This window comes from Paenibacillus sp. 2003 (assembly GCF_031455635.1).
Classification (GTDB): Bacteria; Bacillota; Bacilli; order Paenibacillales; family Paenibacillaceae; genus Paenibacillus; species Paenibacillus amylolyticus_B.
On the sequence record NZ_JAVDTB010000006.1, the window covers coordinates 203143 to 227573 of the forward strand.

The 24431-nt window shown below is 43.0% G+C and carries 24 protein-coding genes; 4 read left to right on the forward strand and 20 right to left on the reverse strand.

What is annotated here, in order from left to right; translation table 11 throughout:
- Positions 1–94 precede the first annotated feature (94 nt).
- Positions 95–1708: a glycoside hydrolase family 28 protein gene (locus J2X75_RS22615; protein ID WP_310340261.1), complete on the reverse strand. Its 1614-nt coding sequence runs from the start codon at positions 1706–1708 to the stop codon at positions 95–97.
- Positions 1709–2188: 480 nt separating this feature from the next.
- Here J2X75_RS22615 and J2X75_RS22620 point away from each other — a divergent pair, with 480 nt between their 5' ends.
- The 4 genes from J2X75_RS22620 to J2X75_RS22635 all read left to right on the forward strand — a co-directional run bounded on the left by J2X75_RS22620 (position 2189) and on the right by J2X75_RS22635 (position 5490).
- Positions 2189–2917 carry an amino acid ABC transporter ATP-binding protein gene (locus tag J2X75_RS22620; RefSeq protein WP_051449904.1) on the forward strand — a complete coding sequence of 243 codons (729 nt, stop codon included), beginning with the start codon at positions 2189–2191 and terminating at the stop codon, positions 2915–2917.
- A 39-nt stretch (positions 2918–2956) separates the two neighbouring features.
- On the forward strand, positions 2957–3790 hold the full coding sequence (locus tag J2X75_RS22625) for a transporter substrate-binding domain-containing protein (RefSeq protein WP_310340267.1): 834 nt from the start codon (positions 2957–2959) through the stop codon (positions 3788–3790).
- A gap of 102 nt (positions 3791–3892) precedes the next feature.
- Positions 3893–4615, forward strand: coding sequence for an amino acid ABC transporter permease (locus J2X75_RS22630; protein WP_310340271.1), 723 nt, complete (start codon positions 3893–3895; stop codon positions 4613–4615).
- 224 nt (positions 4616–4839) lie between these two features.
- Positions 4840–5490 carry an amino acid ABC transporter permease gene (locus J2X75_RS22635; protein ID WP_307540432.1) on the forward strand — a complete coding sequence of 217 codons (651 nt, stop codon included), beginning with the start codon at positions 4840–4842 and terminating at the stop codon, positions 5488–5490.
- A gap of 509 nt (positions 5491–5999) precedes the next feature.
- Here the strand turns inward: J2X75_RS22635 and J2X75_RS22640 are convergent.
- The 19 genes from J2X75_RS22640 to J2X75_RS22730 all read right to left on the reverse strand — a co-directional run bounded on the left by J2X75_RS22640 (position 6000) and on the right by J2X75_RS22730 (position 24430).
- Positions 6000–7337 (reverse strand): FAD-dependent oxidoreductase, encoded by a 1338-nt coding sequence (locus tag J2X75_RS22640; protein ID WP_310340462.1) that lies wholly within the window; start codon positions 7335–7337, stop codon positions 6000–6002.
- A 78-nt stretch (positions 7338–7415) separates the two neighbouring features.
- Positions 7416–8270 (reverse strand): carbohydrate ABC transporter permease, encoded by an 855-nt coding sequence (locus J2X75_RS22645; protein ID WP_307540434.1) that lies wholly within the window; start codon positions 8268–8270, stop codon positions 7416–7418.
- On the reverse strand, positions 8254–9168 hold the full coding sequence (locus J2X75_RS22650; protein WP_310340276.1) for a carbohydrate ABC transporter permease: 915 nt from the start codon (positions 9166–9168) through the stop codon (positions 8254–8256). Before J2X75_RS22650 ends, J2X75_RS22645 begins: the two co-directional genes overlap by 17 nt.
- A gap of 277 nt (positions 9169–9445) precedes the next feature.
- Positions 9446–10156 carry a beta/alpha barrel domain-containing protein gene (locus J2X75_RS22655; RefSeq protein WP_310340279.1) on the reverse strand — a complete coding sequence of 237 codons (711 nt, stop codon included), beginning with the start codon at positions 10154–10156 and terminating at the stop codon, positions 9446–9448.
- Positions 10157–10186: 30 nt separating this feature from the next.
- Complete coding sequence (locus J2X75_RS22660) at positions 10187–11482, reverse strand: ABC transporter substrate-binding protein (RefSeq protein WP_310340282.1); 1296 nt, start codon at positions 11480–11482, stop codon at positions 10187–10189.
- 103 nt (positions 11483–11585) lie between these two features.
- Positions 11586–12353 (reverse strand): response regulator transcription factor, encoded by a 768-nt coding sequence (locus J2X75_RS22665; RefSeq protein ID WP_310340284.1) that lies wholly within the window; start codon positions 12351–12353, stop codon positions 11586–11588.
- 5 nt (positions 12354–12358) lie between these two features.
- Positions 12359–14182, reverse strand: coding sequence for a sensor histidine kinase (locus J2X75_RS22670; protein WP_310340286.1), 1824 nt, complete (start codon positions 14180–14182; stop codon positions 12359–12361).
- A gap of 242 nt (positions 14183–14424) precedes the next feature.
- Positions 14425–14613, reverse strand: a complete 189-nt coding sequence (locus tag J2X75_RS22675) for an aspartyl-phosphate phosphatase Spo0E family protein (protein WP_307540447.1) — start codon at positions 14611–14613, stop codon at positions 14425–14427.
- A gap of 190 nt (positions 14614–14803) precedes the next feature.
- Complete coding sequence (locus J2X75_RS22680) at positions 14804–15073, reverse strand: hypothetical protein (RefSeq protein WP_307540449.1); 270 nt, start codon at positions 15071–15073, stop codon at positions 14804–14806.
- 358 nt (positions 15074–15431) lie between these two features.
- Positions 15432–16139 (reverse strand): AAA family ATPase, encoded by a 708-nt coding sequence (locus J2X75_RS22685; protein WP_310340291.1) that lies wholly within the window; start codon positions 16137–16139, stop codon positions 15432–15434.
- 11 nt (positions 16140–16150) lie between these two features.
- Entirely contained in the window at positions 16151–16912 is a 762-nt protein-coding gene (locus tag J2X75_RS22690; RefSeq protein ID WP_310340294.1) for a hypothetical protein, read from the reverse strand.
- A gap of 15 nt (positions 16913–16927) precedes the next feature.
- On the reverse strand, positions 16928–18028 hold the full coding sequence (locus J2X75_RS22695; RefSeq protein ID WP_310340296.1) for a YcaO-like family protein: 1101 nt from the start codon (positions 18026–18028) through the stop codon (positions 16928–16930).
- A 20-nt stretch (positions 18029–18048) separates the two neighbouring features.
- Positions 18049–19089, reverse strand: coding sequence for a YcaO-like family protein (locus J2X75_RS22700; protein ID WP_036673104.1), 1041 nt, complete (start codon positions 19087–19089; stop codon positions 18049–18051).
- 10 nt (positions 19090–19099) lie between these two features.
- On the reverse strand, positions 19100–19930 hold the full coding sequence (locus J2X75_RS22705) for a nitroreductase family protein (protein ID WP_074093186.1): 831 nt from the start codon (positions 19928–19930) through the stop codon (positions 19100–19102).
- On the reverse strand, positions 19920–20813 hold the full coding sequence (locus J2X75_RS22710; protein WP_074093185.1) for an McbB family protein: 894 nt from the start codon (positions 20811–20813) through the stop codon (positions 19920–19922). Before J2X75_RS22710 ends, J2X75_RS22705 begins: the two co-directional genes overlap by 11 nt.
- A gap of 103 nt (positions 20814–20916) precedes the next feature.
- Positions 20917–21132 (reverse strand): hypothetical protein, encoded by a 216-nt coding sequence (locus J2X75_RS22715; RefSeq protein WP_074093184.1) that lies wholly within the window; start codon positions 21130–21132, stop codon positions 20917–20919.
- 182 nt (positions 21133–21314) lie between these two features.
- Positions 21315–21488: a Spo0E family sporulation regulatory protein-aspartic acid phosphatase gene (locus J2X75_RS22720; protein WP_310340305.1), complete on the reverse strand. Its 174-nt coding sequence runs from the start codon at positions 21486–21488 to the stop codon at positions 21315–21317.
- A 200-nt stretch (positions 21489–21688) separates the two neighbouring features.
- On the reverse strand, positions 21689–23041 hold the full coding sequence (locus J2X75_RS22725; RefSeq protein ID WP_310340309.1) for a helix-turn-helix domain-containing protein: 1353 nt from the start codon (positions 23039–23041) through the stop codon (positions 21689–21691).
- Positions 23042–23065: 24 nt separating this feature from the next.
- Positions 23066–24430, reverse strand: coding sequence for a helix-turn-helix domain-containing protein (locus J2X75_RS22730; protein WP_310340313.1), 1365 nt, complete (start codon positions 24428–24430; stop codon positions 23066–23068).
- Position 24431 lies beyond the last annotated feature (1 nt).

The following is a 24431-nucleotide window of genomic DNA, read 5'->3' on the forward strand; positions in this document are numbered from 1 at the left end:
TTCTTTATATCAAAAGGCATCACAATTACTGGATCTATGGCTACGCCACTACGGTTGAATTGGACCAACTTGTATAAACCCTACTAAATACCTTTTACCTCCGAATGATCACACCACTTCGCACCTCGGGACCCACAGAGATCTGACGACCGTCTGTGTCAGCATCACCTTCACGACATACAATGCCTGCGGACTCGTGTCCGGTCACCATCAGAAGTCGGCCATCCGCACCCTTGCCCTGAATGCTCTCTAACTCCGCCCCTTTGCACTGGTGCAAATGAACCAGCGGACCTTCGGTAATCTGCGCCTGCAATTCAGCGATATGCAGATGTTTTGCATGAGCACATTGGATACCACTGCGAGCTTGCACGTTGTAACGCTGGATGATCACCCCATCCAAAGGCAGTTCCGGCAATCCACTCACAAGCAACGCAGTGTCGGCACCGGCACAGATCACATCCGATATGCGAATATCCCGGAACACCGGCGTCTCCTCGCTAATCTCCTGAGACAGGTCACTGCCCCGAGCAGACCCTTCCTGATTTGCATAGAAAAAGGAAAACGAGATCGCTTCCATAATGATATCTTTCATATATATGCGCTCAATCTGAATGTCCTCAACCACTCCGCCGCGCCCACGTGCGCTTTTGAAGCGAAGTCCAATGTCCGTGCCGATAAACGTACAATCCGACACACGCACATGCCGCACACCACCGGACATTTCACTGCCAATTACAAACCCGCCATGACCGTGATACACCGTGCAATCCCGAATGGTGATGTACTCCGATGGAAGACCCAGTTCACGGCCTTCGGCATCCTTGCCTGATTTCAGACAGATCGCATCATCACCGACATCGAATACACTCTTCTCCACCACCACATGACGACAGGATTCAACGTCCAGCCCATCTCCATTCTGAGAAAACCACGGATTCCGCACACTCACGTTACGAATGGTGACATGCTCAGATGCCCAGGGGTGCAGATTCCATGCAGGCGAGTTCTGGAACGTTGGACCGTCCAGCAATACCCGTTTGCATCTCCGTAAACTGACCATGTTGGGACGCAAAAAGTCTCTGACTTTTTCATAGGCAGCGACATCACGTACCTGCTCCTGATGCAATCGATTCGCAATGGTGCCGCCTTCAAGTGCAGCTGTGGTAGGCCACCAGATTTCTTCATCTCCGCCGGATTGCTCTACAACACCACCAGAAGCGACCAATTGGTTCCATTGTGAAGTGGTCATTTTGGAGCGTTTTACCGGACGCCATGCCTCCCCGCCCCCATCCCATATCCCCTCACCAGTAATCGCAATATCCTCCAGTTGATCTCCATCGATCGGGGATTGGCAGCGTACCACCTGCCAGCCTTCGAAGCTTGATGCAATTAATGGGTATTGATCAAAATCTCGGCTAAATGTAACCAGTGCCCCTGCTTCCACATGTAGTTCGATACGGCTGCGCATTACAATCGGACCTGTGAGCCATACCCCGGCAGGAATTACGATTCTTCCACCTCCTGCTTCAGCACATGAAGCGATGGCAAGTCGGAACATCTCCGTATTATCTGTTACGCCGTCTCCAACAGCTCCATAGTCTGTAAGCTGAAAATCTTGAGAAGGAATGACAGGCAAATTGGCTTCATAAGCTCGAACATCGGACTGGGCACCTGCTCCTGTCGACATTGGGGAGTGATATGTATTCATCGTGCAGAATCATCCTCTCTACATGTAATAGAATTGTTATGGGATCAATACATCGCTTTTACTTTCCTTACTTACGTTCAAACAGACGCTCTCTCACTCCATCATATCAATGGCATGACGTGTAGGGTTGAGCTTTCTTGCCATGTACACGTGGAACTTGATGCTATTTGTTTTGTTAATCAGAGTCATAAATCAAACATCACTTTCAGTATACTCTATACAACTATTCCAAAGGTTGGAAAACAACTAGGAGAATAGATTCATTTTTCTGTCAGGATTCGTCACAAGGTATTTAATAACATGACAGATATATAACACATTTTCTGGCTATAGCCCTAGGAAACCTATTACTTATGTCATGTTTTATCACAAACCAATTGCCATAAGCAGGATGACTATGTATGATTAAATAACTAGTTTCAATTTATTCCTTATTCTCCCTTTTACACACAGACGTTGCAGAAAGGATGGGGTGTACTCTTGATTGAATTTAGGGGTGTCCAGAAGCATTTCGGTCATTTTCATGTCCTCAAGGATATCCATCTTCACATTGAAGAAGGAGAAGTCGTCGTCATTATCGGACCTTCCGGCTCCGGCAAAAGCACGTTACTCCGCTGTATTAACCGCCTGGAGACCATTACCGAAGGTGAACTTGTCGTCAGTGGGATTCCTCTACATCAGAAAAAGGTGGACATTAACCTCTTCCGCCGTGACATCGGCATGGTATTTCAACACTTCAATCTTTATCCTCACAAAAAAGTCATCGATAACATTACCCTTGCACCCATGAAGGTGCGCAAACAACCCAAAGAACAGGCAGCCGCAACAGCTATGAAGTATCTGACCCGGGTGGGCATTGCCGACAAAGCAGACAGTTATCCCTCCCAGTTGTCCGGTGGGCAGCAACAACGGGTAGCCATCGCCAGAGGACTCGCCATGGAGCCCAAAATCATGCTTTTTGACGAACCTACCTCTGCTCTCGATCCCGAGATGATCGGGGAAGTCCTCGATGTTATGCGTTCCCTTGCCCATAATGGCATGACTATGGTCGTCGTTACCCATGAGATGGGATTCGCCCGCGAAGTTGCGGACCGGGTCATCTTCATGGACGAAGGCCGAATTGTAGAAGAGGCCAACGCTGCTGAATTTTTTGACAACCCCAGAGAAGAACGAGCACAGCAATTCCTGAGCCGTCTGATTCATCATTGAGAATAATCCAATATTCCATTTTGAAAGGGGTCTTTATTCATGAAGAAATTATTGAAATGGCCATCATTTATGCTTGTCCTCATTCTCTCCCTTGTATTGTCAGGTTGTAGTACAGGTACAGATACACCTTCAGCGAGCGGTGGTGGTGGTGACGCCGAGGCGAAAGGCACGATTGAGCGAATTAAGGAACGTGGCAAGCTCATTGCCGGTGTGAAATACGATACGAAGCTGTTTGGCTTGAAAGATCCTGCAAGTGGCAACGTTGAAGGATTTGATATTGATATCGCCAAGGCACTCGCCAAACAGATCCTTGGAGATGAGACAAAGGTCGAGCTGAAAGAGGTCACTTCCAAGACGCGCATTCCCATGCTGCAAAATGGAGACATCGATATCATCATCGCCACAATGACAATTACGGATGAGCGTAAAGAACAGGTGGATTTCAGTGATGTTTATTTTGAAGCAGGCCAATCCCTGCTGGTGAAAAACGACAGTGCGATTACCGGCCTGGAAAGCCTCAGCGGAGTGAAAGTGCTCGCGGTGAAAGGCTCCACATCGGCTCAGAATATTCGAGAGAAAGCCCCGGATGCTGAGGTGCTTGAATTCGATAACTATCAGGATGCATTCACTGCTCTCAAAGCAGGTAAAGGCGAAGCGCTGACCACAGATAACATCATCCTCATCGGCATGCAACAGACGGATAACAGTTTCCATTTGGTTGGTGGCAATTTCACAAGTGAACCTTATGGTATGGCCATCCGCAAAGGCGACACTGCCTTCGTGGAAGAAGTCAACAAGCTGATCAAAAGCATGAAAGACAGCGGGGAATATGACACATTACATGAGAAATGGCTGGGCTCCAAGCCCGAGTAACCCCGATTAATGATGAGCAAGCGGCGAATTCGTCTGCTGGATGCGATGCATGAGCAGACGTAATCGCCGTTTCTACATCTGGAGAACGGAGGCTTCGCCTATATGGGCACATTGGATTTCAGCGTACTGATGCGACACTCGGATCGTTTTCTGGAAGGATTCCTGAATACCATTCAAGTGAGCATTATGGCTCTCATTGGCAGCTTTATCCTTGGCGCGATCCTGGCTATCTTTCGGATATCCCCTGTGAAACCGCTGAACTGGATTGGCACGGCTTTTGTGGAATTTATCCGAAACATCCCATTGCTGTTGGTTGTATTTTTCTTCTATCTTGGACTGCCTGCACTCGGCATTTCGCTGGATGGATTTGTCTCCGGCACTCTGGGCCTAACCATCTATACGGCCGCTTTCATTGCCGAAGCGATCCGAGCGGGCATTCAGACTGTGCCGCGTGGACAACTGGAAGCAGCAAGGTCTTCCGGCTTGTCCTATGTACAGGCCATGAACCTGATCATTCTGCCCCAGGCCATCAAGATTGTCTTGCCGTCCATCGGCAACCAGTTCATCAACCTGGTTAAAAACTCATCCATTCTGGCCGTCGTCGCCGGTATGGATCTCATGTATTTTGCAGACCTCGTTAACTCGGATACGTTCCAGCCGCTAAGTGTGTACACCATTGTTGCGTTGTTCTATCTGGTAATGACACTACCACTTAGCTTCCTGGTGCATTATATGGAGCGCAGGTTTGGACAGAGCGATGCAGAGGCGCGCAGCACCAAGGGCAAACCGAAGAAAAACAAACCGGCAGATCAGGTCACCATGTAACAGATCGACTTGTACCTGGCGTAGATTTTTAGGGAGATATATTGGCTTGTCCATGTCGTTTAAATGAGTACTGGATCGTCTGTGTTTTGCTGGCATTGGTGATCATGTCACAGTGCATATTGTAATTCACTGCTACGGTGCTTGAGTTGATTTGTACACAGTCCATGCCCCATCTATTGATCTTCGATATTCCATTCCTGCATACAGAAGGAGGCTAATAAAATATGGACTTTAGCGGGGCCTATGCGTGGCCCAACCTTCGTTTCCTGCTTCAAGGATTCCTGATTACCCTGCAAGTGGCAGGGCTATCCATTATATTCAGCTTTGTGCTTGGCACTGTGCTAGGTACGATCCGGTTTACCCGTATCCCTGTTCTGTCACAGATCGTAGCGGTAATCGTGGATACGATCCGGAATCTGCCGTTGCTGCTCATCATTTTCTTCATCCACATGGTACTTCCGCAGCTCGGGATTAAAATGTCCGTCTTCTGGTCCACAGTTGTTGGACTGAGTCTGTTTGAAGGCGCGATGATCGCCGAGATCGTCCGTAGCGGTCTGAAGTCCGTTGAGCGCGGTCAGGTGGAAGCTGCCCGCTCCTCGGGCCTGAGCTACATGCAGACTCTCGGTGGCATCATCATGCCACAGGCGCTACGCCGCATGTCTCCGCCGATGGTCAGCCAATTCATCTCACTCCTGAAGGATACTTCATTGGCGATCATCATCTCTCTGCCGGAGCTGATGCACAACGTGCAGATCCTTGGCGGCCAAAGTTTCGATTATATTATCCCTGCCCTGCTGCTCGCTGCGGTATTGTATTTTGTCATCAACTACACGCTGTCCATTGTCGCAAGGCGACTTGAGGCACGCATGAATTGAATGACTGAATGAATGAAGCGCGGAGAATAAGGCATGAAAATAATACGAAACATGAAGGAGCATGAAGGAACCGAGTCCTCGTGATTGATTAGATATGATTAGGCATGAAGGAAAGAACCTAATAGATGAAAAGAATGAAAGCGCCCCAAAGACTCTAAACCCACCTATGTAGTGGATTTGGAGTCTTTGGGGCTAAAATTATGCTCATCAATTCACGAGCTTCCCACCAATTTCTAACGAACTGGGGGAAGCTTATTCAGCTGTTTTTGGGATAGTTTCTAATCTAACGAATCGTAGACGCTCTATTCTTCCGATTCACCCCACTTTTACTCCCTATTTCAGAGTTTTGAGCAGAATAGCTTCACTGAGATTCGTTACATTTTTCGTTTCAGCTTATATCCCGAAATTAGACGTCTCAGGTTCGTTAAAACTTACGCCACCGCGAATTAAATAAACACCCACTCCCACTATTAATGATTCGCCCAATCCGTCCACAATGAGCTCATCCGCTAGATCGCCGCCCCGTTGCGACGTAATTCCGCCTGTAACAGCTCGATCGGCAGCTCCACTGGGTCCAGCTTCATCTTCACTGTTAGTGCAGCCGCCGTTCCCGCGGCCTCCCCGGTAGCCATACAGCTTGGAGTCAACCTTGTCGTTGCATGCGCCTCATGTGTGGTGGAGATGCAGCGTCCTGCCGCCAGCAGATTGCGGATATTGCGAGAGACCAGACATCGATACGGAATATCATACGCCCCGTCCCCTTTTATAAAGGCAGCCACAACACCTTGACCCGAAGGGTCATGAATATCAATCGGATAACCGCTTCTGGCAATCACATCCTCGAACTTCCGTCCTGCGACCACATCCGCCTGGGTCAACGCATAATGACCGATAATTCGTCTGGATTCACGGATACCAATCTGAGGTGCTACCGCTGAGATGGAAGCCCGTTCGAATCCAGGCACATCACGCTGCAAAAACTCAGCAATCATCAGCACCTGCTTCCGCCCTTCCTGTTCAGCAGAGGTCAGATCCTCGGCATCCGTCGCATCGAGTCCCTGCACCCGGGTACAATTAATCAGCACTTCATCGTCAGCCGGTCCGGTAAAAAACAGCACTTGGTCGCGATTAATCGGCACACCCGCTTTTTTCCATTGGGAATAGAAGCCGCTCACCCCGGTTAACGGAATACTGTCCAGCTCTGCAAAAGGCGTTTTCACATAGAAATCCTCCGGATGCTCCTGCATGTATTGCTTCACTCGTCCAAGATCCACACCACGCATGCGAAATTTCATGGTCATCGGCTGAGACTGGTTATCGCCATCTCTCCCCTTCGCCACCGAAGCCCCTGCAAGATAAGCCAAATCCGCATCACCGCTTGCATCCACGAATACGTTCGCCTGAAACTCCTTTCGTCCAGACTTGTTTGTCACTCGCACCGCTTCCACCCGATCATCCCCAACGACCACTTCATCCACGAAGCTGTGCAATAACAGCCGGACACCAGCCTCCTGCAACATCTGTGCCGCAACCACCTGAAAGATGGCTGGATGGTACGGTGTGACACTGTGCACAAATCCAACCGTATCACGCAAATGCCCCGGGGAGCCGCCACGCATCTGCAAACGATCCACAATCTCCTGCGCAATACCTTTAATGACCTGCTCACCATGTTCCGTATGGAAAGTCATCCAGGGATAGACCATAGCGGCAGTGGACATCCCGCCCACGAATCCGTATCTCTCCACCAGCACTGTGCGGACACCCTGTCGTCCAGCCGCAATGGCTGCCGCTATACCAGCTGGACCTCCGCCCACAATAACGACATCTGCCTCTTCCTTTTCCATGCTCATCCGTTCACGCAAATGTTGTCCCTCCTTCCGTTCTATTGCACGTATTGCTCGCCTTTGCACGTATTTCATGGCTTACTCTTTCAGTCCCGTCATGGCAACCCCCTCAATGAAGCGCCGTTGTGCCAGGAAAAAGACAATTAACAGTGGTAAGGTCGCCATAACGGTGGCGCTCATCAGATATTGCCAGGCTGTGCCCACCTCATCTGTAAAGAGAGATAATCCAAGCGGCAGCGTCATTAGATCACGCGAGTTAATGAAAATCAACGGATCGAAGAACTCATTCCAGATCGTCACAAACGTGAAGATCGTCAGCGTAGCCATACCCGGCTTGGCAATAGGCAGCATAATTCGCGCATATATTCGGAATCGGTTGCAGCCGTCCATCATCGCCGCTTCCTCCAGCTCAGTTGGCACCGTAATGAAGAACTGCCGCATCACAAAGATGCCAAATACACCACCCGCGCCAAAGATCGGCAGCAAAATTAAAGGAAAATGGGTATCAATCCACCCCAGCTGCCGCATGAATAGAAACATCGGAATCGCTGTCACCTCATGGGGAATCATCATCGCACTTAGCAGGATGAGAAATACCACATTACGTCCCTTAAACGGAATTTTGGCAAATGCATAACCGGCGAGAGAGGCAAAGAATACTGTTCCCAGCACAACCAACGCAGAAATGTAGATACTGTTCCAATAAAAACGGTGAAACGGAATCAATCGAAAGACATCGATGTAGTTCTGAAATCGGAATGGTTCCGGTATCCACTGCGGTGGATAGGTGAATATGCTCTGGGGTTCCTTGAATGATGTCGATATCATCCAGATAAATGGCACAATCATAATGAGCGAAATCAGAGTCAGCAACAAATACGTCCCCAGGGTACTTCCTATCTTCCGCCCCGAAGGACTAGGCATCGCCTTCATTGAATACCCACCTCTTTCGGAGCTGCCATTGCAGCAGCGTCAGAATTAGCACGATGAAGAACAGCACATATGCGAGAGCAGAAGCGTAGCCAAACTGAAATAATTTGAATGCTTTTTCCCAGATATAATAAACCAATACCTTTGTGCTGTTGCTCGGCCCGCCCTGTGTCATCACATAGATCTGCCCGAATACTTTGAGTGAACCAATCACGGTCATGACTACTGTCAAAAACACTGTTGGCGTGATCATGGGCAGCGTGACGTGAAAAAAGGTTCCCCTCTTGCCCGCCCCGTCTAATGTTGCCGCTTCGTACAGTGAACGCGGTACCTGCTGAATCGCTGCAATGAACAGCACCATATTCAGACCGACATTTTTCAGCACACTTGTCACGATAACCGCTGGCATTGCCAAATCCTGATTGTAAAGCCAGGCCGGACCCTTGGTGCCCGCCATCAACAGAAGCTGATTAATCAATCCCGACTCTGTCGCATACATCAGCTTCCACACGATGGCCCATACGATCAACGAGGTCATGACCGGAACAAAGATGGCCGTCCGGAAAATTCCGATGCCCCTCAGATTTCTGGACAATAACAACGCGAGCAGCAGAGCAAGCACAATGTTAAGCGGCACCAGCCCCGCTGTGAAATAGACCGTATTGGCAAGCACTTTCCAGAACATGGCGTCTGTCATAATATTCCGGTAATTATCCAATCCAATAAAATGATGATCCCCCAGCAGCGGCCAATCGGTCAGGCTCATGTATAACGCAAGACCCATGGGAAATAACAGCAGCAGGGTAAACCCAAGCACCATCGGCGATACAAACAGCCACCCCGTGATCTGGGCTTCTCTGGCGAGCGGCCCCCCTCTTTTTCGCTTGCGTGAATGGGTCACAGTTAACCCCCTCCCCTTTATGATCAAATTTCCCCTGAAGCTGGACTCTGTGACGATTCTATATAAGGTGAACTATACATTTACACAAGAACGTAGAGGACAGAAAAACCTGAAGAAGCGAAGTGGTCGCCTAAAAGCTTTCTGGAAGAAAGCTGCATCGGAAGCATATGCTTATCCCCGGATTTCCCCCTTTATATAAGGGATTCAAAAAATCTGGGGATAACAGCGATCGGAAGGTTGTTCTGGCATCGGAGTACAAGTGTAAATATCCTTTAGTTCAACTTATATAGTCTGGACGGTTCAGACTGTCCACCGCATTGCGGAACCCGTTCACAGCCCTTCGCAGCTGTTCCTCCGTGTTGCCTGTCACAACTGCTCCAAGCATAATCGCTTTGACCCCGGTATGACATAACACCTGAATATCCTCCGGCACCAGCCTTCGCTGGGAAGGAACTAATACCGGTACCTGGGCTTGCAAGACCAGACGGCGATACTTAAGCACATCCGCGAAGCTGAGCGGTGTACCATATTCTTTTCCAGGTACAATGGATGCCTCCAAAGCGGTGAAGCCGAAGTGAGCTGCCGATGTTACGAGTGAAGTATCATATTCTTCATTGATCGCAAACGTTGGGTCCAGCCCCAAGTCACTCAGCATGAAGGATGGCAAGTGATGTGCATAGATGGAATAGAAATCAAAACCCAGTCCAGCAAGACGCTCCACATCCTCCCTTCGTGCTCCATCTATACTGCCGGAAGGTACGACCCCAAGCGGACCACCAAATTCACTGCGAATCGCCCGAAATACCTCGGCATACCTGTCCAATGGACCAAAATGATTCCCGCTGGCGCGATGACCGACATTATAATGCACCTTGAGTGCATCAGCGCCCTCTTCCATGGCTGCCCGAGCCAAAGCAAGTTCATTCTCAGGCAGACTGACCACCAGGGACAGCGGTTTCCGCTCAAGTAATTCTTTGAATTTGCCCATTATTCTCACCTCCGGTTTCAATCGACTTACTTAGGGTTGCAGCATGCTTTGGATCTCTTCCTGCATTTGTTTCAGGTTATCCTCAGCTGTCGCTGTCTTTGCAAACAGTCGATCGAATCCCTGCAATACCGCATTGTCGATATCCTGCCAACGGATATGACCGGGAATTAAGCGCGCTTTGGGCATTTCATCAATGACGGCCTGCACAATATGCTCTTTGCTCGGGTTATTCGGCTGAAGAATGAATGCATCCGAGTTCAGAACAGAAGTACGAGGAGGCACAAAATAGGTGGCTGTCGCCTGAATCCCCTGCTCACTCGCAAAATACTTCAACAGCTTCTTCGTTTCCTCTGGATGTTTGCTATCGTTAAACATGGCATATCCGGCCTGCCCCAGCATCGGTACACTTCCTTGTGAACCGGAAGGCATAGGAGCGATGCTCCATTCAAAATCCGTAATCTCTCTTGCTTTGGAAACATAGCTGTAATTATCGAAGAACATGCCCACATTACCTGCATCGAAGCTGACCTGTTCGCCCGCCTTCGGGTGTGATTCATCGGTGAACATCATGCGTTCCAGTAGTTCAAAGGTCTGTACGCCATAGGCATCGTTCCAGGTGAACGTTGTCATGCCCTCATCAAACGGACCGCTTCCATTGGACCAGGAATAGGAGGAGAGCACCGCCCAGGTCTTCCAGTCGCGAAAAAAGTTGGCACCATAGACTCGGTTGGTCGCATCCTTGCTGGTAATGGCTTTGGCGGACTCTTCGAACTGTTCCCATGTCCATTGCCCTTGGGCGGCAAGTGTGTTTGGATCAGTCAGACCGGCTTGATCGAACAGCGCTTTATTGTAAAACATGACCACCGGAGGTGTAGAGAAAGGTAGCCCTAGCAATTGATCGCCATCACGGAACAAATCCAATGTACTTGGAATATAATCATCCAGCTTAAACTGTGCATCATCCTTGAACTCGGATACATCGGCCAGAATGTGGTTGGACTTGAATTGTGGCACCATTCGCTCCGATACCCAGGCGAGATCGGGAAGAGAGCCTCCGGCGGCAAGCACCGAAATTTTTTGCTGGTATTCTGCGAAAGGTACGGATTCCATCGTGACTTTGATGCCTGGATTTTCCTTTGTGAAGTCATCGATCAACTTGTTGTATACATCCATATGCGCCTGATTGCCCCACATCATGAACTTCAGCTCAACCTCTCCATTCTCTCCGCCTGCACTGCCAGGTTCACTGCCGGAATTGGAGCTTGTGCACGCGATTGAAGCCATCATCATGAGTACAAACACCAGTATCAGTCCTGCTTTTTTCATGTAAATCCCCCTTATGGACGTCGTGGTATACATGTGCAACCAAAGTATAACGAAAGCATTGTTCCCCCTTAAATCACGTCAACTACAGAAATGGTATGGTTTTTCAAGAGATACTGAATCGGTCTCGATATTCTCCTGCGGTCCATCCCACCTGCTGCTTGAACACCAGCATGAAGTGTTTGGGGCTCTGATGCCCGGATAACCGTGCCACATCATAGATTTTGAGACCCGTGTTGATCAGTAACCACTTGGCCCGCTCCATACGTGCCTCAGTGATGTATTCGGAATAATTGATGCCTATTTCATTCTTGAACAACTGGCTCAAATAAGTAGGGTTCAAGTTAACAAGATCTGCTATCGTCTGAAGTCGCAGATCTCCATCGGGATGTTGCTTGATGTGCTCCTTCACATCTCGGATAATCTTCCGCGTATCTCCACCAGCGTGTTCTGCTTTGCCAGATGGCTCAGGGATAGAAAGGGTTGAAATACCGTATCTGCGATCCAGCAGCAATTGAATCTTTTGTATGCATAATGCCAGTTCATAACGATCGATTGGCTTCAACAGGTAGTTCAACACCCCGAACTCCATCGCTCTGCGTGCATATTCAAACTCGCCGTAGCCACTAATGATGAGCATGAGCAATTCAGGGTACATGTCTCTTGCTTTGCTTACCAAAGTTAAACCGTCCATTTCACGCATGCGGATATCCGTGATTAACACGTCCGGCACCTCACATCTCAGAAAATCCAGCGCCTCGGTACCGCTCGACGCTTCGCCCGTTACCTGAAACTGAGAAGACACTTGTACGATCAGCTCCCTCAGTCCCTGACGGATGACCGTCTCATCCTCTACAAGCAATACTTTATACATTCGCTTCAATCCCCTTTCGGTAGAAGTTGAATGGATATCGTGACCACCAGGCCCTGCCCGGGACTTCCATCAATGCTTAGGCTGCCGCCTTCTCCATACATGAGGCGAAGCCTCTGAGCGATATTGTGAAGCCCCAGACTGTCCCCGGCATGGCAACGTAATGCCTCATTGGAAGGCTGTTTTGATATGGACTCATTTAACTCGTCAATCTTTGCCTGAGCCATGCCCTTACCGTTGTCTCGTACACTAATCAGCAGTTCATGGTCGAATTTCAAGGCAGATACCCAGATTATTCCTCCATTTTCCTGCCCTTCAATGCCATGGTAGACTGCATTTTCCACCAGCGGTTGCAGTATCAGCTTCGGAATCACACATTCCGTTATCTCTTCTTCGATGTCATAGTTAACCTCCAACTTACCGTTGTAACGTACCTGCTGAATGCGTACATAGGATTGCACAAAAGCAAGTTCTTCTCCAAGTGGAACCATCCGGTCCACCTTATCAATCGTATAGCGCAGCAGCTTGCCAAGCGCCGTCACCATGTCCGATACCTCAGCATGCTTCTGGCGAATGGCCATCATGTTAATGGACTCCAGTGTGTTGTATATAAAGTGAGGATTCATCTGGCTTTGCAACGCCGACAACTCTGCCTCCCGCTCTTGAATGCCCAGCAGAAACACCTCATTGAACAGTCGATGAATCTCTTCCATCATTCGGTTAAAGCCCCGGCTCATCTGTCCGAATTCATCATTGCTGAAGTGTGCTACCCGCTGGCTGAAATCTCCCTGCTCCACCCGAATCATGTGGTGCTTCAGTCGAATCAGCGGCCGGGTGATACGATAGGATAACAGAACCGCCAGAATCGCTATACCCGCCATACATAACACTGCGAACCATATTGTAAAGGTGAGCATCTCACCCGACTCCTTTTGAATCACAACAATAGGTGTAAGACTGATCACCGAAAGCCCGGAATAGCTGGAATGGTGTTGTACATAGAGATAGGGCTGCCCATCCAGAACAACTTTTTGGTTTCCTGCATAGCTTTGAAGCTGTCCATGCAATAACAACTGGTCGTACGCAGACATTCCTCCGGTTGAGGTCCGTTCGAACAGCAGACGCTGCTGGCTGTCTACAATCATCAGACTTGCATCTTGCTCATAATTCAGATTGGATAACAGTTGGCCAAAGGCCTCCAGACGGATGTCAATCAGAATGTAACCCATTCGCTGGAGCGTACCCGGATCTCGAAGCACTCTGCCCACCGATATATACGATTCTTGCTGACCACCCGTGTAATAGCTGGGTTGATGCGGAGGAAGCAGGCGCCATGTCCCTTCCGAGCCTTCAAGCTCTGCAAACCAATCATCCTGCCTGCTGTCCCATACCGGCTTGACCGCCAGGGAATCGAGATTGGAGAACAAAATGCCGCTGTTGCTGATCAGGTGAATCCCCCGAATCTCGGGCCGGTCATAAGCTTGACCCGATGTGTAAAGCTTCATTTTCAGATAATCCTCAGACCTCGCCCATGTTCCCGACCCCATTGAAGCGTTGTATTTGCCCAGAATGCCAAGCACCATCTGATCGTAAAGCGGCAAGAGCGACAACCGCTCAAAGTCCTTCAGCAGCCGATTCAGATTAGCGTTAATCTGGCGAACCATATCAATGGTAAACTGCTCGGTCTTGCGATCCATCGTCTGCGAGAAATGCTTGTAGTTCATCACTCCCTGCAAACTTAGCGGCAGCAACGTCAGCGCTAGGAACAACAGGAGCAACTTGGTGCGCAGGTTTACGTTTTTTCCGAAAAAAATGCGTACCTTGTCCATCATTTCCGTTTATCCCTCCCTCTCCCGATCATTGTATGAGCCCCCTTCACAGATCAATCTGGATATAACTGGGGTCATCATATCCAGTTTTAATGATCATTCGCTATCCTGCCAACCCTGGAATTGGTACGGAATTTCAAGTTATCCGCATTGGTTTTAGGGTGAACGCAAAAAAGCCGACTGTATCGCTACAGTCGACTAAGGTATTTCTATAGAACACTAATTAGACCAAAAAACCGACTGCATTATGCAATCGGTTGTCTGTTCCTGAGATGGCTTTTATATTTGAATCGATTATATTCATTAATAAGCTCGTCCAGTACCATGGACTGTCGGAGGACTTGGTTGTCCTGCATGCCATGATTCTCCGCCAAACGACTTAACTCATGCCTATTTCGTTCGATTTTATCTTTGATCTGCTTCGGTTCACTCACAGCATGCACCCCCTCTTTGTATAACATTTTAGGATACATTGCCAAAAAATTCATATTATATTCCTTTGCAGAATAAAATGTTTATTTACATAAGTTTTCAAAGAAATTCAGCCTTTTTCATACTTATATGTTGAACTAAAGATTAAATTGTAAATAAGAAAAAAAGTATTCGGGACCCGAATACTTTTCATTATTTACTTCGTAATGAATTTGCTAAATACAACATTAACATCCCTAAAAATATCAATAACATTCCTTCAATTTTATACGACCAAATCTCTGAGTTTATGAAACTACCAAAGATATCAGAGGTATCAGACTTTACATTTTGGTATTCTGCAAGAACCAACATAGCTTTGTTCATACCCCAATTAGTACTTTGAGCAATAAACTGAAATCCAATAACAAATAATACAAATGAACAGATAAGGGCTACTAAGGAAATCATTTTACTTTTCAAATTTAAATTCTCCTTTGATAATATAATATTGCTGTTGTATGCGCTACTATATTACCAAAATTGTTAAATTCTGTCTAGTTACCAACCAGTAGTATCTTGCCAGTAAATGTATACCCCCGTTGGTTCTTTATACTCATAAGTACCAATAATATGAGTAAGCTATATGTTTTGCTAATGACTACAAGTGCTTTTTATAACATATTGTGCTTTGCATAATATTGTAAAAATAGTTCTTTAGATAAAGCATTGCAATCTGCCTTTTCTAGGATGTGAAAATAAAAATAGCTTTTCCCTCTCCGCTCTCGGTTCAAATTAAACATGAGTAACTGTGTTTTTGAAAATGGAGAAACACCTCTCCTCACTTCACCTGCTTTAGAAACGCCAAGTCCGGATTCACTCCATCTCCCATTTTAATAAACGTCTCATATGATCCGCTAAAGGTTATTTTACCTTGATGAATAAAATGCAGAACACACTGGATATTTGCAATATCCTGCAAGTGATGGTTCGAGACCAGTACAGTGCACTCATTATGGAGTGCCAGCTTTTCGATCCTTTTCAAAATATGATAACGCATTTCCGGATCGATACCCGCTAATGGCTCGTCAAAGATGTATAATTTCCTCCTCATTAATGTGATTGCCAGAATACACAGATAACGCCTCTCCCCAACAGATAATTGCCCAAACTCCATATGCCATACCCGTTGTACCAATTCAACCTCTGCTGGACTCATATCTTCATCTACATAAGGTTCGTTGTTCACTTCAATGCAGTTTGAGTGATCGGAATACAGGAAAAAGCGAAAGAGATCTTTGGCCTTCAAAGTTAGAGGAAATAACAAACCCTGGAGCTGGTAGATGATCTCCTTCTCATCAGGAATACCTTGTATTTCTGGTGGACGTTTAATCACATTTGCGATCAGATCAAATAAAGTCGTTTTGCCGGAACCATTTTTACCAATGATCATATTCACGGTTTGTTGGGGAAACTCCACATGTAAATGATCCAGATTTTGACGAGAGGCTTTGGGATAAGAAAAGCTCAAATCTTCAATTTTAATCATAGATCCTCCTGCTATGTCCGATGTGTTCTGGATATGACTTTCACAAACTTGAGTGCGATAAGTCCGCAGCTAACATAACAAAGCGTGATGAGGCTCATATTGATCAGACTCAAATGTGGGAAAGGGCTATCCATAAACCATTCTGCTAATAAAAAAGTTAGATTCCTGACGTACTCCATAGGATTGATAAACACCAGAAGTAGACCATACTCTGTTGAATACGCCAGTCCTTTCGCAGATAGAAAAAACATGACCAGTAAACTCATACTGACCACCGCATTCAGCGACTCCTGCCTTACTGGAAGAAGCATGAGGATAAGAGTTAATAAAATGACCATTACAGACCCCACTATACAGCTTGTTAAAGACACGGCGAGAAACAAAGCAACCTGTCCAAAACTATCCAGGAATATCACTCCCGATACTAGCGAGAACAGAAGAATGGTCAAGAACAGAAAACCAATCTGGTTCAGAGCCTTCCCCCAAATAATGGGATACTTACTACCCGAGATAAATTTGAACATCTTGAAAAAACCGCTCTCTCTTAAAGAGATCAGATTGGTCGTCACATCGATGGACATCACAAAGATAATATATGAAACAAATACACTCGTTTGGATGTAGAACTCATTGATCTCAGGCCCCTGAGTAAACCACTGGTAGTTAAAAATAAAAAACGCAATGAGAGGAAATAACAGATACCATATGAATGCTACTTTGTTGCTTAACATCATTTTAGTAAACAGCCGGAAGTATTCACGAGTTATTTTCAAAATACAACCTCCAATTTATCCAAACGGGAGCATTTTCCCAATATTGTGTAATCGATTCTTATAAGGCTTCAAGATTTCGACTTGAGTTGGGTCTATTTTTGCAGCATACATATGATGGAAGCCCTTATTTGTTATGATTTTAACAATTTTTGTATTTAATTCTCTATCGAGAGCTGGTATATAACAAAGATTAAAATCCATTGCCAATTTTAAAGAGATTTTCTTAACTGTATTATAAAATTCATTAGGATCAGTTTTGTCTCCATCTATTAGTTCACCACACACTTTGTCTGATTTCTCTAGGTATTGGAACTCGCTTTTTAATTCATCTACACCAAGTCTCTCCATAAAATAATGAGAGTAAAGTAATGGATCAACTGAGTTTTCCGCACTTTGATAATTTGATTTTTTTATAGGCTGCTCCACAGTTATATATTGGAATAACTCTTTTAGACTGCCTGTTATTGCACCTTGGTAGTCCCAATCAGCACTTATCCCAACACCTTTAGTTTTTTCTCCAAAGGCAATTGTAATTACTACCTTGACCTCATCACACAACGATATATCGTACATAAAAATCTCATCTACATGTATCCGAGACATCTGGATAATGGATTGAAGATCTATAAATTTTATATCTTCAATATGAATCTTTTTAGCAGGAGATTTAGTGAACCAACTGAAGAGCAAACTTTGCCTTTCAAAGAATTCTAAAAATGCAGAATTTATCGACTGATGGGAACTAACATGAGAGGCCATTCCGCAGGTATCGCTATATATATTATCTAGATTTAATTTGTTAAGTATAGGATCATTCCAGTTCAACAAAATACGATGTAGAGGAAATTGTTCTATTGTACCATTCAGCATGTTGACTCCCTCTACTAATTGATCCCTGAATCTATGATAATTGTTAAAAACTGATACCCTCTCTATATGCTCTCCTATTGCTGCTTTAATTGATTTTCTTTTATCAAAATCAATTGCGCTTGCAGGCGGACCATTCTCAGAATACGTAATAACATCACTCTGAAAATAGTCAAGAAGAAATGAATTTTGTTTGATATGAAACCTTTCAATCATAAAAGGTGTGCCGTTAACTGGATTATTTATCAAAGCGTATTCCCTCCTCTCTATCACACTACAATACAGTTAGGTATTTTCAACATGCTTTGCTCGTTAAGATTTATCGTATTTACATTCATAGGGTTTCTTAGGTTAATGTACTCTTTTAAAGGAATATGATTAAAAAGATAAGGAGAGTATATTTTTATACATTTAATTTTTGTAGTTACCGTTTGTTTTAGCGGAATCATATATACTTCAGCCACCCAAGGAGGAAGTATATTTAACAAATTGGAGATTGTTAATTCTTTCATCGTTTTTTCATAATCACTAGTTGAGATACTTCCGTACCCTACAGATAAGTAATCAATAATCCCAGATTGATTTTCATATTTTTTCTTGAACACTTGGCGTGACATAGCAACGAGTTCATTACTTTCTTCTTTCCACTGTAATAAAACGGCTTCTTGTGTGGATTTAAGGATAGCCTCTTCAATGGAAAAAGAGCTACCCACCCCAGAAGAGCACACGAAATTTTTGTGAAGAATAAAACAAAATACTACCTTTAAGGGATAGAAATATTCATTGATAAAAAAAAGAACTTCTTTATTTTTTTGATACATTAATCCAGATAAAATTTTATGTTTGTTTATCAGAGATACATCTAGTTTAATTTTAGAGCCTTGTTTACCATACCAAAATAGATACAAGGCATTTTTTTCAATAATTTCTCGGAGAGAACTAACAATTGCTTTTTGTGACGAAATATGACTAGAGGTTCCGGTAGTATCAATTGGAAATTCTTCTGATAATGAATACGTTGAGTATTTCTTATCAATAAGTACACTACTTGAATTAACCATATTAATAGCATATACACTCTTCTCATCAAAAGGGATGCCCCCGGCAGATATTGCCCTTCTCTCGATCATTTCTGAAAAAGCTTTGATTAGAGACTGTTGCTTATTAAAATCTATTGCAGTGGAACTATCCGGCCCTATATAACCATTTTTAAGAAAGTTCCCAATTCTTGAGAAGGATGTGTATGTGTCGTCAGTAATAAATTTTTGCTCCGGTATATTAAAGTGAAGAGGATTTGATAAATACAACATGATATCGACCTCATTTTCCTGTTGAATCCGTGTATCCAAACCATTGAAGCATTACTATTGGACACAATCTCACATTAAGACCACATCGCTTAGTCAGTTCGTTATCATTGAATCCAGACCAACTTACCTCTCCGACACCTTTACTCATTTTATGGAGAGAATTTTTAAACACTTGGCTCATGGCTCCTACCTCTATTAGAGCATGTCTGTACCCTCTGATATGATATTTGATTATTGATCTGCGTAAGTCTGCTGCATATGCGATACAAATTTCCGGTAGATCTATTGCATCATGACAGACATACTTCTTAATATGAAGTGCTTCGTCTTTGGCCCAAGACGTTATTTTTAACAATGATTGTTCTATCCCATCATATACGTAAACTCCTCTTGTCAAAGTATCATGATCTTGGAACACGAGTACCAACGGAACTATGGGATAGAGAGCACCAGCAGAACCATATTTTTTAGACCCCGTTTGTTTATCTCTTATAAAAGCATCATTTAATAATTGGGATAACTCTGCAAAATTGAACAGTCTCTCTTTGTTAAATGATCTGTAACTTCCGATTACATTCACTTCTGTGCTTGTATTAAGATTAATTTTCTGTTCGTAATAATCAGGAGTGATATCTGTGTACTGCGCATATTCAAGCCATGGAATTACGTTATCATCGATGGATTGGTGCTTGGAATCAGGCAACTTTAGCAAAGTACTGCTTTGATGAAATTTAAGAATATAGTTCTCAACTTTCTTTGGTATATAAGAAGCGTAAATGTAATCAGTGAATGACCTTTCCACTGTGTTATGTTCTAGACTTCCAACATACTTATTTTTCATAGCAGTCACATAGCTCCCAATGTAATGAATAATCTGTATAGTAATTATTCGTTTGAAGATCAAATACGGAACATTCATGTAACTCTTCATTATGGATTATTCTACCATTTTCTAAGGTGAAATATTTACTTATTTTATTACTTAATAACGAGAGTATATTCAAAATATTATTTTTGTTTAGAGGAGTATGAACCTTGAATTTGGGTTCATCTTTATAAATCGAATCGATAATTTGCTGATAAGAGATATTCCCAGTAGAATCTACACGCAATTGTGATTCAATGTGACCTATGTGGCAAAAATGACATGGATTAGATGCTTGAGGGCTATAAAGAGAATCAATATAAAAGTTGTTGTTGTATGTGTAGCTCATCAATAAAATTGAGTTCTCACTCCTTCTTACAAGTGAAGTAATCTTACTGGCTATTTCTTTACTGTAAGGATTCATAAACACTACATATAAAGTATTACTATTCTTCTCTGATAGTAGTGTGCTATTTGATTCTTCATTAAGATTTATAATTGAATTTTTCATATTTTGGTTCTCAAAAAGAAACTCTCGGGACACTTTAAGTATTTCATCATTATTACTTAAGAAAACGCATTTTTCTATTGAGAAGTTCACCTCTTCTTTAGTAATGAAGATGTAATTATTCTCTAAAAAGGATATAGCATTTGAATAGTCTTCTTGAAAAACATCCATAAGTTCTTTCTCATGGACTGATTTAATATTATTGTTATCCCATTTCTTTATTTCTTCTATTAATCTTGCTTCTTTTATTTTCACTATCCCATAGTTATGCATTAAAACTAGTTCATTTGAGTTTATTTCATAGATAACAAAGTTATTCAATGTGTACGTAGTGTACTCTTCTGTAATCAAAATGATATGACACCTCCGCTTTAAACTTCAAGTGCGGCTAATATCCTAAATACGCATATTGCCGCACTCGAATCAATATAATTATTGGGAATCAAAAAAAGTCCTATAGTTCAATTTGTTTTTGTACATTATCCGCTCCACCACCTTTGCCACAACAACAGCAAAGTACACAACTTACATTAACACCACAGCTACCGGTGTTCCCTGTTCCCCCGCCTGTATTTGGGGGATTTTGAAATCTGATTGCTCCAACACCGAAATCCCCGCTAGTCAGCTCGGGATATTTTGTACTGCCTTTACCAGGTTTACTTGCTCCCATATGCTCACCTCCTTGTTTAATATAGATAAAAATACATTTAACCTTTTCAAAAATTGAACTAGTATTTTGATCCCTTTTTTAAAATATAATATTTTGCAAAAGAATATTATATTTAAATTATTTGAATAATTATACAAATTAGCATGTGTAATTATTTAGTAAAAACTTAAATATCATATCATTCATTTCCTCATATTCACTCCTAGAGTAAATCGATTATATTCATTAATTAGCTCGTCCAACGCCATAGACTGCTCAAGCACTTTCACATTCGGGATTCCATATTGATCTACCAAGCGACTCAACTCTTGCCGACCTTGCTCGATCCGGTCTTTTAAGATACTTAGTTCTCTCATGGCATGTACCCCTCTAGGACATTCTAGAAAACATTTAGAATAAGTATGTTGTTTAGTTTTGGTCATGATGAAAAGTTCTCTTAAGAACATATTATGTTTTGCATAATATTGTAAAAAGAATTCTTTAGAAAAAGGCATTGCGTTCTATCTTTTCAAGGAAGTGAAAATAAAAAATAGCCTACTGATTGCAGTAGGCTAAACTATAAACTCGCTTCTATATAAATATTATCTATTAGTATTTTATAATTATCATGATCTTGATTAGTTAAATGCTCCTTAAACTGCCCATAGAGATTTACACATTTTGAGATCAGAACGTCATCTTTGACAAAAATACTTATCTCTAAACTTATTAACAGAGAAGTAGCTCCGAGTTCAAACCTCTTCTTGTTAAAGTAGTAATAGGCCAATTCGTAGAATAGCACCACTCTTCGATAATACCAACTCTGTACAGTATATCTTCCTTGTGAACGTACGTCATTGAATTTAGCATCGATCCGAGCTTTAAATCTCATCAACACGTCATCTATATCATATTGATATCTATTTGCTGATTGAAGAATTTTGACCATTGCAGGAAGAATTTCCTCTTCACTATGTTCAATGTAAGTGATGTATTCAGGGATGACCTCTTTTCTTCCCATCATGACTTTATACAAACATTTGTTGAATTTCGCCCATTCTCTAAATTTATGAAGAACTTCATAATCTGCAACTTTCGCTTCATTCTCAATGATTTTCTCATATATATCAGTGTACTTTAAGGCTTCTTTGTAATTTTTAGCATAATCACAATAGTTAGAAAAAAGTAAGTTGGCATAGGCTTTGTATACGAAGAAAGGATATTGAGATTTAGATACACGCTTTTTAGTTTGTTTCATAGCCAGGTTAGCTCGTCTCTCAAGTTCTTGCGATAAATCCTTCATTTTATTCCACTCATGCAACCCCCAGTAAGCATTCGCCAAATCCTTAATTGCATCCAATTGATAGTCCTGATCTAATCGCTCTATAAAAGGTTCAAACTTTGAAATAATTACTCTGTTTTCTTTTTGGTCAGAACCCATACTTATCAGAAATATACGATACTGGCACATAGCCAAGCGTTCAGAGTGCTGATATTTTTCGCATTCAGACACACATTCATACAAGATAAGTGCTGCTTGCTTCATTCCTTTGTTATACAAATCTTCGGCTACTTCAAACAACTCATCTATATATGAATGATCATCTGTCACATGAGTAATGACTTGTTGAATAATATCCAGCTTACCGAGCTCAGCACAACGGTATATAAACGGTTCTAATCGTCTCCAATGGGGTGCTGACTCAATAAAACATTCCACACCATACATATCATAAAAGTACCCCTGTTCCAAACCCATTGCAGAGGTAATCTGGTCTAGTTGGTTCATTGAAATATGCCTTGTTCCTTTGATGATAGCGCTTAATGTGCCTACATTAATGTCAACAATTTCTGAAAATTGTTGTAGTTTATAGCCCTTATTCTTCAAGTGATTTTCAATATAGGAACGTATATTGGACATTTTCTTCATCGTCCCTTCCCAGATATTTCATTATCAAAAAGTCGGTAAACTTAACTTTTCTATTACTTTTTTGTACTTTCTGATCTGTTTTTCATTGGCTTCGCTCCTATACTCCCCGTACAAATCTAAACATTTAATACACATCAGGTCATCTTTACTTGAAGAAGAGAGTTCTAAACACATGAGTAAGGCATCAATCCCAAGTAAGTAATTACGCTGTTTTATTTGATAATATCCCAATTCATAGTAAAAATCTTGATACGCGTGGTTTAACATTTGATCGTTATAACTACCTTTAATATACATGTCAGTATTAAACAAATTGATCTGATCTTTAAATCTGTCTAAAGCATAGTCAATGTTAAAAGAATACTGGTTAGCTGCTTGCAAAATATTAATGAATCCAGCTAATATTTCTGACGGGTTGTTTTCGATATAATCCAAATAAGAATTGATTACATTTTCTTGACCAAGCATTAATTGGGAAGCATATTGATTTCCTTCTCCCCATATTTGGAACAAATCTATTATTTGTTGATCCTCTTGTGTAGGATTCTCAACCTCAACTATTTCCAAGTATTTTTCTATATACTTTAGGACATTTTCATATTCCTTACGAGCATCATAAACGCTTGATATTAATAAGTTTGCATAGGCTACATATGTAAAAAGAGGATAGGCTGTTAGCCTTCTTTTACTTTTTCGCCTACGAGATTGAATTTTCAATTGGAATTCTGCTTTCCGTTCCAGTTCCCGTGCCCATGCATCGACCTTGTCCCACAAATGTATCGTATTATATACGTTTGCCAAATCTTTAATTGCATCCAATTGCACTTCTTCATTTAATTTATCAATATACGATTCGAACTTTACTGCTGCATTGAGATTATCATATTTACTCAGTGTTTTCTGAAGCAAGAAAATGCGGTACTGGCAAAGAGCCAACCGCTCCGAGTGTTGATACTTCTCACTGTCGGCTACACATTCATATAAAATGAGTGCCGCTTCATTTATGCTTTTATTAAAGAGACTCTCAGCCACATCAAATAACTCATCAATATAGGATTGATCATCTGTCACATGAGTAATGACTTGTTGAATAATATCCAGCTTACCAATCTCAGCACAACGATATATAAACGGTTCTAAGCGTCTCCAATGGGGTGCAGATTCAATAAAACACTCCACACCATACATATCATAAAAGTACCCCTGTTCTAACTCCATTGCTGATGTGATTTGGTCTAGTTGGTTCATTGAAATAAGTCTGGTTCCCTTGATGATAGCACTTAATGTGCCCACATTAATGTCAGCGATTTCTGAAAATTGCTGTAGTTTATATCCCTTATTCTTCAAGTGACTTTCAATATAGGAACGTATATTGGACATTGTCTTCATC